The sequence below is a fragment of the Pseudonocardia sp. McavD-2-B genome, from assembly GCF_024124365.1.
Taxonomy (GTDB): Bacteria; Actinomycetota; Actinomycetes; order Mycobacteriales; family Pseudonocardiaceae; genus Pseudonocardia; species Pseudonocardia alni.
In genome coordinates, this window is sequence record NZ_JAMXSG010000222.1 from 1 (window position 1) to 9,977 (window position 9,977).

The following is a 9,977-nucleotide window of genomic DNA, read 5'->3' on the forward strand; positions in this document are numbered from 1 at the left end:
CGCAGCGCGGCGGTGTCGGAGCCGAACACCCGCCGGGCCTCGGGGTCGCGGGGGTCGGCGGGCTCGCGCAGCAGCAGCGCCGCACCCCCGACCCGGGCGGCGGGCACCAGCGCGACACAGATCCCGGACAGCATCGCGGCGATGTCGGCGTGCGCCACGGAGGTGGCGCCGGCCTGCAACGCGACCCGCACCAGGGCGGGGGCCGGGTCGGGCGTCGGCCGCCCGGTCGTGCCGGAGGTCCAGAGCGAGGCCGCCATCTCGTCCCTTCCGCGTCAGCTCCCGCGAGCGGGGTTCGTGACACAGCGTCGCGGGTGTGGTGGCGAGGATAACGATCGTGGTCCGCGCCGCGGACGGCGGCTCGCCCGGCCGTCCCGACGATCACCGCAGGTGACCGGATCGGACGGCCACGGTGACTGCGGGTGTCCGGCCGGTCCGGTGCGGCGGACGTCGTCCCGGCAGGACCCGGCGGACCGCGTAGGGTTCACGGTCGTACCGCGGGAGCCCGCGCACCGAGGCTGAGAGGGCGGCAGGACCGGCCGCCGACCGTTCGAACCTGATCCGGGTCACACCGGCGTAGGGAGGCCGCCCCGTGCTGTCACGTGCTCTCCGTCCACTCGCCGTCGCGCTGGCGCTCGCGCTGGCCCTGTCCGGCTGCGCCGCGGAGGACGGCTCCGGCGGCTCCGCCGGGGGCGGGCCGATCCGCGTCGCGCTGGACTGGACGCCGAACACCAACCACATCGGGCTGTTCGCCGCCCAGCAGGCGGGCTACTTCCGCGACGCCGGCCTCGACGTCGAGTTCCTGCCGTACAACCAGACCTCGCCGGACACCCTGGTCGGTTCCGGCGCCGCGGACTTCGGCGTCGGCTTCCAGGACTCCTTCACGTTCTCGAAGGCCGCGGGCGCCGACATCACCTCGGTGATGGCGATCCTGCAGCACTGGGCGACCGAGATCGCGATGCGTTCCGACCGCACCGACATCCGGCGCCCGCGCGACCTCGACGGCAAGATCTACGCCGGATTCGGCGGGCCCGGTGAGAACCAGAAGATGCAGGCCGTGATCCGGGCCGACGGCGGGCGCGGCGACTTCCGCACCGAGGTCCTGTCCACCGCGGCCTACGAGGCGCTCTACTCCGGCCAGGCCGACTTCACCGAGCCGTTCGTCAACGTCGAGGGCATCGAGGCGCAGCTGCGGGGCGAGCCGATCCGCACCTTCCGTTACACCGACTACGGCTTCCCGGACTCCTACAACGTGCTGCTGCTGGGCAACTCGACCTGGCTGCGCGACCACCCCGACCGGGCCCGCGCGTTCGTGCAGGCCGTCCAGAAGGGCTACGCGCTGGCCGCGCAGGACCCGGCGACCGCGGCCCGGATGCTGAAGGAGGCCAACCCCGGCGCGTTCACCTCCGACGCGCTGGTCGACCGGGGCGCGCAGATGCTCAGCGAGCGTTTCCTGCGCGACACGCAGGGCCGCGTCGGGTTCCAGACCCCGCAGCAGTGGGCCGGGTTCTCCGGGTTCCTCTACGACACGGGCACCGTCGCGGGGCCGGACGGCGCCCCGGTGCGCCAGAAGCCGGACTTCTCGACCTGGTTCACCAACGACTACCTGGCACCGTGATCCGCCGGCTGTGGCCGGCCGCGGCGCTGGTCACCGCCCTGCTGGTCGCCTGGCAGGTCGCGGTCACCGTCGCCGGCGCCCGCCCCCAGGTGCTGCCCTCGCCGCTGCGGGTGGTCGCGCAGGGCTGGGCGTTCCGGGCCGAGCTGTGGGCGAACACGCTGCCGACGGTCCAGGTGACGCTGATCGGGTTCACCGTCTCGATGGTGCTGGCCTGGGCGGCCGCGGTCGCGGTGGACTTCTCGCCGTGGCTGCGCCGGGCGCTGACCCCGCTGCTGGTGGCCTCGCAGACGCTGCCGGTGGTCGCGATCGCCCCGCTGCTCATCATCTGGTTCGGGTTCGGCCTGCTGCCGAAGGTGCTGGTCATCGCGCTGGTGACGTTCTTCCCGGTGGCGGTCGGGCTGATCGAGGGCTTCGCCGCGACCGACCGGTCCGCGACCGCGCTGCTGCGGTCGATGGGGGCCTCGCGCTGGCAGCGGTTCCGCTACGTGCGGCTGCCCGGGGCGCTGCCGTCGTTCTTCACGGCGCTGCGGATCGCGATCACCTACGCCGTCACCGGGGCGATCTTCGCCGAGTACGTCGGCGCCCGGGCCGGCCTGGGGATCTTCATGCAGCTGCAGAAGAACCAGTTCCGCACCGACCTGGTGCTCGCGGCCGTCGGCGTGACCGCGGTGCTGTCGGTGACGCTGTTCGCGCTGACCTTCCTGCTGCAGCGCCTGGTCACGCCCTGGTACGTGGCCGACCACGACGGACACGGTGCGCGGTGAAGGTCGTGGTGAGTGACCTGTCGGTCTCCTACGGCGACCTGCCGGTGCTGTCCGGGGTGAACCTGGACGTCGCGCCGGGGGAGTTCGTGACGCTCGTCGGGCCGTCGGGGTGCGGCAAGTCGACGCTGTTCGGGGCCCTGGCGGGCATCCTCGACGGGGCGACGGTGACCGGCGGGATCGAGGTCGACGGCGGCCCGGTGCGCGGCGCCCCGTTCGGCCTGATGCCCCAGCAGGACCTGCTGTTCCCGTGGCGCACCGTGCTCGACAACACCACCCTCGGGCTGGAGGTCGCCGGCGTGGGGCGCCGCGAGGCCCGCGAGCGTGCCCGCGCGCTGTTCGAGCCGTTCGGGCTGGCCGGCTTCGAGGACGTCCGCCCGGGTGCGCTGTCGGGCGGCATGCGCCAGCGCGCGGCGCTGCTGCGCACCGTCGTCGGGGGGCGCGAGGTGCTGCTGCTCGACGAGCCGTTCGGTGCGCTGGACGCGCTCACCCGGACCGCGATGCAGGACTGGCTGGAGTCGGTGCGCGCCCGCTACGGCTGGACGACGGTCCTGATCACCCACGACGTGCGGGAGGCGGCCCTGCTGTCGGACCGGGTGCTGGTCTTCTCGCCGCGCCCGGCGACCGTGGTGCGGGAGGTCGTCGTCGACGCCGGGCGGCCGCGCAGCCGTACCGACCCGGCCCTGGCCGCGGTCGAGGCGGACCTGCTGGAGACCCTGCGCGGCTGAGGGGGATCGACCCCGGGGGCGGGGACCGGTGGTCGCCGCCCGCCACGGCGTTCCGGTGCCGTTGCGGCCGTCCGGATCGTGCCGCAGGACAACAAAGTCGATGTTCGTGACCGGATCGTGATGACGAAAGAGGAACTCTCTCGATTCAGAAGGCTGTCGTGGAACCGGTTCCGCCTAATACGTTGGCGCTCGCAACATTCACCCGTTCGTGATCATGCGAGCGGTCCACAACGTGGTGGAGGGAGACCCCGATGGGGGCACGGAACACGGGGCGCGGTCCCCGGCTGCGTCGGGCGGTCGCGGCGGCGGGCCTCGGCCTGCTGCTGGCCGTCGCGGGCTGCGGACAGAACAGCGCGGGCGGCGGCGGGGAGTCCGCGGGCGGCTCCGGCGAATCCGGCGGCGGGGTGAAGGTCGGGGTGATCCTCCCCGAGACCGACTCCTCGGCCCGCTGGGAGGGCTTCGACAAGCCCATGCTGGACAAGGCGCTGCGCGCCGAGGGCATGGACCCCGACATCCAGAACGCCCAGGGCGACGAGCAGAAGTTCTCCACCCTGGCCGACGGGATGATCTCCAGCGGCGTCAAGGTCATGATCATCGCATCGATCAGCAGCGACGGCGGGACCGCCGTCGCCCAGAAGGCCAAGGCCCAGGGCATCCCGGTCATCGACTACGACCGGCTCAACCTCGGCGGCGTCAGCGACTACTACGTCTCCTTCGACAACGAGAAGGTCGGCGCCCTGCAGGGCGAGGGCCTGGTCCAGGGCATCGGCGACAAGCCGGGCGCCCAGGTCATCGAGATCGAGGGCGCGCCGACCGACAACAACGCGACCCTGTTCTACAACGGCCAGCAGACCGTGCTGAAGCCCAAGTACGAGTCCGGGGCGCTGAAGCTGGTGCAGAGCCAGAAGATCGACAAGTGGGACAACCAGGTCGGCGGCACCACCTTCGAGCAGATCCTCACCGGTAACGGCGGCAAGGTCGACGGCGTCGTCGCCGCCAACGACGGCCTCGCCGGCGCCATCGTCACGGTGCTGGCCAAGTACGGCCTGAACGGCAAGGTCGTGGTCACCGGCCAGGACGCCACCGCCGACGGGCTCGCCGCGATCCTGCGCGGGGACCAGTACATGACGGTGTTCAAGCCGATCGAGCAGGAGGCCGAGGCCGCCGCGAAGCTCGCCGGTGCCCTGGCCAAGGGCGACACCGCGGCCGCCGACGGCGTCGCCACCCAGACGGTCGAGGACCCGAAGGGCGACCGCGACGTCAAGTCGGTGCTGCTCGAGCCGCAGCTCATCACCAAGGACTCGGTCAAGAAGGTCACCGACGCCGGCTACGTCAAGGCCTCGGAGATCTGCAACGCCGAGACCCAGGCCGCCTGCGGCCAGCTCGGCATCAAGTAGGACCCGCAGCCGGACCGGGCCGCGGCGGAGACCCCGCCGCGGCCCGGCCGACGCCCACGTGGAAGGTGCCCGAAAGTGGCCGACCCCATCCTCTCCCTGCGCGGTGTGTCGAAGAGCTTCGGCGCCGTGCAGGTCCTGCACGACGTCGACCTGACCGTGCGCGCCGGCGAGGTCACCGCGCTCGTCGGCGACAACGGCGCGGGTAAGTCCACCCTGGTCAAGTGCGTCGCGGGTATCCACCCGATCGACTCCGGCGAGGTCCTGTTCGAAGGGGCGCCGGTGACCGTCGCCGGGCCGTCGGACGCCTCCCGGCTCGGCATCGAGGTCGTCTACCAGGACCTCGCGCTGGCCGACAACCTCGACATCGTCCAGAACATGTTCCTCGGCCGCGAGCGCGGCCGCTCCTGGATGCTCGACGAGGGCTCGATGGAGCAGGCCGCGCGCGACACCCTCGCGTCGCTCTCGGTCCGCACCGTCACCTCGGTCCGGACCCCGGTCGCGTCGCTGTCCGGCGGGCAGCGCCAGACCGTCGCCATCGCCAAGGCGGTGCTCTGGGACTCGCGCGTCGTGCTGCTCGACGAGCCGACCGCGGCACTCGGCGTCGCCCAGACCCGCCAGGTGCTCGACCTCGTGCGACGGCTGGCCGAGCAGGGCCTCGGCGTCGTGCTCATCAGCCACAACATGGCCGACGTGTTCGAGGTGTCCGACCGGATCGCCTGCCTCTACCTCGGCCGGATGGTCGCGCAGGTCCCGACCCGCGAGGTCACCCACTCCGACGTCGTCCAGCTCATCACCGCGGGCCGCTCCGGCAAGCTCGGGCTGCCGCGGCCCGAGCAGGCGGTGACCTGATGGCCCCCCACCCCGATCCGTCCGGCCCCGCCGGCCCGGGAGGAGACACCGTGACCGAACGGACGCCCGCGCCCGAGCAGGAGCAGAGCGCGGCCCGCCGGGTGAACCCCGGTAACCGGGCCGCCGACTTCGGCATCGACACCACCGCCCGCACCACCCGCGAGGCGATCACGACGTACCTGCGCGGCCTGCGTGGCGGTGACCTGGGCTCGCTGCCGGCGCTGCTCGGCCTGGCCGCGCTGTTCGTGCTGTTCAGCGTGCTGGACTCGGGCGGCACCTTCCCGAGCCTGCTCAACCTGGCGAACCTGCTCCAGCAGGGCGCCGGCCCGACCATCATCGCGATGGGCCTGGTGTTCGTGCTGCTCACCGGGGAGATCGACCTGGCCGCCGGTACGGCGTCCGGGCTGGCGGCGGCATTGATGGCACTGCACCTGATGAGCGACGGCAACGTGCTCGGCGCCACCGGAACCACCGTGTTCGTGCTCCTCGTGGCGGTGATGCTGGCCGGTGCCGTGCTCGCCGCGCTGGTCCGGGTGTGGGCCGGGTCGGTGATCAGCCTGCTCACCGCGGTCGTGCTCGTGATCGGGGTCCCGGCGAACGCGTTCACCGTGATGGGGCTCGCCGTCGGCGTCGGGGTGGTGATCGGCTGCCTCACCGGGTTCCTCGTGGCCCGGATCGGGATGCCGTCGTTCGTCGTGACGCTGGCGTTGTTCATCACGTGGCAGGGCGTGATCCTGCAGCTCATCGGCGACGGCGGCACCATCGCGCTGCGCGACCCCTTGATCAACGCCGTGGCGAACGGCAATCTCTCGGTCACGGCGTCCTGGGTGCTGTTCGTGGTCGTCGCCGGCGGCTACGCGGCCGTCCAGGTGGTGCGCCTGCGGACCCGGCGCCGCGGCGGACTGGTCGCGCCGCCGACGGGGCTGGTCGCACTCAAGATCGGGGCGGTGGTGGTGCTCGGCGGGCTGGTGACGTTCGCACTCGTGCAGGACCGCTCGCCCGGCGTCATCGCGATCGCCGGGATCCCCTACGTCGTCCCGGTCGTGCTGGTGCTGCTCGTCGCGGGCACCTGGGTGCTCGACCGGACCCGGTTCGGCCGGCACGTCTACGCCGTCGGCGGCAACCGGGAGGCCGCGCGCCGGGCCGGCATCGACGTCGCCCGCATCCGGGCGTCGGTGTTCGTCATCTCCACCGCCTTCGCCGCGATCGGCGCGATCGTCTACTCGTCGAAGATCGGGTCGGTGAACCCGGCGGCCGGTGGCGGCAACACCCTGTTGTTCGCGGTCGGCGCCGCGGTCATCGGGGGCACGTCGCTGTTCGGCGGCCGCGGCCGCATCAGCAACGCCGTCATCGGCGGCACGGTGCTCGCCACGGTGCAGAACGGTCTGGGCCTGCTCAAGCAGCCCGCCGCCGTCGTGTTCGTGGTGACCGGCCTGGTGCTGCTGCTCGCGGCCGGTGTCGACGTGGCGTCACGGCGCCGGGCGGCGGCCAGCGGCCGGTGACATGACTCAGCCCGGATCGGGGACCCGGCCCGACGACGCGCGCCGGCACAACCGGGCCGTCCTGTTGCGCCGGCTGCACGTCGAGGGTCCCTGCACCCGCGCGACGCTGGCCGGCGAGCTCGGCCTCAACCGCAGCACGATCAAGGCGGTGGTGGACGGGCTCGCCGAGGCGGGCGTCGTCACCGAGGCCGTCCCGGCCCAGCGCTCCGGGGCCGGGCGGCCGTCGCTGCTGGTGCTGCCCGACCCGCAGGCGGCGGTGGTGCTCGCCGTCGACATCCGGGTCGAGCAGGTCGCGCTGGCGATGGTCGGCATCGGCGGCCAGATCCTGGGCCGGCACAGCTGGAACCTGCACCGCACCACCCGGCTGCCCGGCGAGGTGATCACCCACCTCGCCGAGTCCGCCGCCCTGCTGCGCGACGAGCTGGGCGTCGCCGAGCAGGCGGTCGGGGTCTCGGTGCCCGGCGTCGTGCGGCGCTCCGACGGCTTCGTGCACGAGGCGCCCAACCTCGGCTGGCGCGACGTCGAGCTGGGTGCCCGGCTCGCCGCCGTCCTCGCCCGGCCGGTGCAGGTCGCCAACGACGCGGAGGCCGGCGCACTCGCCGAGCACCTGCGCGGGATCGGCCGGGACGTCGCCGACATGGTCTACCTCTCGGCCGACGTCGGCGTCGGCGGCGGCGTGGTGTCCGGCGGGCAGCCGCTGCGCGGCACCGGCGGCTACGTCGGCGAGCTCGGTCACCTCATGGTCCGCCCGGACGGGCGGGAGTGCTTCTGCGGCTCGCACGGCTGCTGGGAGACCGAGGTGGGCGAGCCCGCGCTGTGCCGCGCGCTCGGCCTGCCCGAGGACACCCCGCGCGGGGTGCTCGTCGCGGAGCTGCGCGACCTGGCCGTCGTGCCGGGCCGGGCCGACCGGCTGCTGGAGGGCTACGCCGGGTGGATGACCGCCGGGCTGGTCACCGTGGTGAACATGCTGGCCCCCGAGCTCGTCGTGCTGGGCGACCTGTTCGGCGCGCTGCCGCCCTCGGTGGTCGAGCGGATCGGGTCCGAGCTGCGCCGGCGCAGCCTGGTGAGCCGGGCCGCGGGCGGGACCCGACTCGCGGTCTCTCCGCTCGGCCGCGACGGCGCGCTGGTCGGCGCGGCCGAGATCGCGTTCGAGCCGGTGCTGGCGGCGGTCTGACGGAGAGCGGGCCGGACGGCACCGCTCCCGGCGTCCCGCGGGCTCAGGCCAGGTGGCCGGCCAGCTCGGGCAGCGCGCCGACGGTGAAGGTCGGTGGGCTGAGGTACCCGGGCCAGGTGTCGCCGTGGCGGTCCAGCCAGGCCGTCGCCATGCCGGCCCGGGCGGCGCCGTGGAGGTCCCACGGGTGCACCGCGACCATCACCGACTCGGCCGCGTCGACCCCGCAGGTCCGCAGCGCATACGCGTAGGAGGCGGGAGCCGGCTTCCAGATCCCGGCGTCCTCCACCGACAGCACCGCGTCGAACTGCTCGCGCAGGCCGTGGTCGCCGAGCAGCCGCTCGGCCACCGACGCGGCGCCGTTCGACAGCGTCACCAGCCGCAGCCCCGCGGACCGCAGTGCCGCGACCCCGCCGTGGACGTCGTCGTGCACCGGCAGCTCCAGGAACCCGTCGACGACGTGCCCCGCGCCCGCGTCGGGTTCGGCGACCCCGTGCCGGCGCAGCAGCCCGGCCGCGGTCGCCCTCGCCAGCTCGGCGAAGGGCGTCAGCTCCCCACCGGCGGCCTGCGCCATGCCCTCGCGCAGGGTCGCGGCGAACCACAGCGGCCCGAGCCCCTCCGGGGCGCCCAGCGCGGCGAACCGGGCCCCCATCGGGGTCAGGTCCGACAGGGTCTCGTTGACGTCGAACACCACGGTCGTGATCGCCATCCCCCTACCCTCACAGGTGTGAGCGCTCCCCGCACGGTGCTGGTCCTCGGTGGTACGACCGAGGGCCGGGCCGCGGCCGCCGCTCTGGCAGGCCGGGACGATGTCCGGGTCGTGTCGTCCCTGGCCGGGGCGGTGCGCAGCCCGGCCCTGCCCGACGGCGAGGTCCGCATCGGTGGGTTCGGCGGTGCCGAGGGGCTGGCCGCGCACCTGCGCGCCGAGCGGGTCGCGGCGGTGCTCGACGCCACCCATCCGTTCGCCTCGACGATGACCGCGAACGCGGCCGCCGCCTGCGCGGGGACCGGGGTACCGCTGGTCGTGCTGCGCCGGCCGGGCTGGACGCCCGGGCCGGGGGACCGGTGGCACCGGGTCACCTCGGTCGCCGCCGCCGCGGCCGCGCTGCCCGGCCTGCTCCCCGGCTCGGCCGGGCGGGTCCTGCTGACGACCGGCCGCGGGGGACTGGCGCACTTCGCGGCTGTCGACGCGGCGTTCTGGATCCGTGCGGTCGACCCGCCCGACGGCCCGCTGCCCGCCCGGCACGAGCTGCTGCTCGACCGGGGCCCGTTCGCCCTCGACGGCGAGCGCGCCCTGTTCGAGGCCGTGGTCCCGCACGTGCTGGTCACCAAGGACTCCGGCGGTGCGGCGACCGCGCCGAAGCTCACCGCGGCCCGGGAGCGCGGGGTGCCGGTCCTCCTCGTCGACCGGCCGCCGCTGCCCGGCGGGGTCGCGGTGGAGCCCACGGTGGACGCGGCGCTGGCCCGGCTGCTCGGGGACTGATCACCAGGGGACCGGTCGCCCGTCCGGCGGACGACGGTGCGCGTCGCCGGGCGGGAGGGCACAGCCGGCTCCACCGGGAGGGCCGAGCGGACCGCGGCCGGGTCTCAGGGCAGGCCGACGAGGATCCCGCCCGGCTCGGGAGCCGCGGCCAGCGCCCCGGCGAGCGCGTCCAGCCCGGCTCGCCGGGTGACCAGCCGGCCCGGGTCGAGCCGCCCGTCGGCGACGAGTGCCATCAGCTCCGGGTAGTCCGCTGCGGCCATCCCGTGGCTGCCGGTGACGGTCAGCTCGTGCGCGATCATCAGCGGCACCGGCACCACCGGCTCCCGGGTGAGCAGACCGACCTGCACGAGCGTTCCCTGCCTGCGCAGCGACCGGACCCCGAGGTCCAGGGCGTCCGCGCGGCCCGCGGCCTCCACCGCGAGGCGGGCGCCGCCCTCGCCGACGGCCTCGCGCACCGCGTCCGGGCCGTCC

Annotated in this window: 11 protein-coding genes and 1 riboswitch; of the genes, 8 read left to right on the forward strand and 3 right to left on the reverse strand. The window is 74.3% G+C overall.

Annotated features, from left to right (window positions below; translation table 11 throughout):
• Positions 1-257: hypothetical protein (locus NH602_RS23140; protein WP_253068889.1), on the reverse strand; the 257-nt coding region annotated here is incomplete at its 3' end.
• A gap of 235 nt (positions 258-492) precedes the next feature.
• A riboswitch (TPP riboswitch) is annotated at positions 493-582 on the forward strand.
• A 7-nt stretch (positions 583-589) separates the two neighbouring features.
• Between NH602_RS23140 and NH602_RS23145 the strand changes: the two genes are divergently transcribed.
• The 7 genes from NH602_RS23145 to NH602_RS23175 all read left to right on the forward strand — a co-directional run bounded on the left by NH602_RS23145 (position 590) and on the right by NH602_RS23175 (position 8,026).
• On the forward strand, positions 590-1,615 hold the full coding sequence (locus tag NH602_RS23145) for an ABC transporter substrate-binding protein (RefSeq protein ID WP_253068890.1): 1,026 nt from the start codon (positions 590-592) through the stop codon (positions 1,613-1,615).
• Positions 1,612-2,379, forward strand: coding sequence for an ABC transporter permease (locus NH602_RS23150; RefSeq protein ID WP_253068891.1), 768 nt, complete (start codon positions 1,612-1,614; stop codon positions 2,377-2,379). The genes NH602_RS23145 and NH602_RS23150 overlap by 4 nt, the downstream gene beginning before the upstream one ends.
• A gap of 8 nt (positions 2,380-2,387) precedes the next feature.
• A complete protein-coding gene (locus NH602_RS23155) occupies positions 2,388-3,104 on the forward strand; it encodes an ABC transporter ATP-binding protein (RefSeq protein ID WP_253068892.1) in 717 nt (238 codons plus the stop codon).
• A 251-nt stretch (positions 3,105-3,355) separates the two neighbouring features.
• On the forward strand, positions 3,356-4,501 hold the full coding sequence (locus NH602_RS23160) for a sugar ABC transporter substrate-binding protein (RefSeq protein WP_253068893.1): 1,146 nt from the start codon (positions 3,356-3,358) through the stop codon (positions 4,499-4,501).
• A 75-nt stretch (positions 4,502-4,576) separates the two neighbouring features.
• On the forward strand, positions 4,577-5,350 hold the full coding sequence (locus tag NH602_RS23165; RefSeq protein ID WP_253068894.1) for an ATP-binding cassette domain-containing protein: 774 nt from the start codon (positions 4,577-4,579) through the stop codon (positions 5,348-5,350).
• Complete coding sequence (locus NH602_RS23170) at positions 5,350-6,852, forward strand: sugar ABC transporter permease (protein ID WP_174565897.1); 1,503 nt, start codon at positions 5,350-5,352, stop codon at positions 6,850-6,852. The genes NH602_RS23165 and NH602_RS23170 overlap by 1 nt, the downstream gene beginning before the upstream one ends.
• A gap of 1 nt (position 6,853) precedes the next feature.
• The gene (locus NH602_RS23175) at positions 6,854-8,026 is read left to right on the forward strand and encodes an ROK family protein (protein WP_062404671.1); all 1,173 of its coding nucleotides are present in this window, start codon (positions 6,854-6,856) and stop codon (positions 8,024-8,026) included.
• 43 nt (positions 8,027-8,069) lie between these two features.
• On the opposite strand, the gene NH602_RS23180 is transcribed toward NH602_RS23175, so the two are convergent.
• On the reverse strand, positions 8,070-8,732 hold the full coding sequence (locus NH602_RS23180; RefSeq protein ID WP_253068895.1) for a haloacid dehalogenase type II: 663 nt from the start codon (positions 8,730-8,732) through the stop codon (positions 8,070-8,072).
• A gap of 18 nt (positions 8,733-8,750) precedes the next feature.
• Between NH602_RS23180 and NH602_RS23185 the strand changes: the two genes are divergently transcribed.
• The gene (locus NH602_RS23185) at positions 8,751-9,506 is read left to right on the forward strand and encodes a cobalt-precorrin-6A reductase (RefSeq protein WP_179760264.1); all 756 of its coding nucleotides are present in this window, start codon (positions 8,751-8,753) and stop codon (positions 9,504-9,506) included.
• A gap of 104 nt (positions 9,507-9,610) precedes the next feature.
• Here NH602_RS23185 and NH602_RS23190 read toward each other — a convergent pair.
• Positions 9,611-9,977, reverse strand: a 367-nt coding sequence (locus NH602_RS23190) for a zinc-binding dehydrogenase (protein ID WP_253068896.1), incomplete at its 5' end; no start/stop codon positions are given.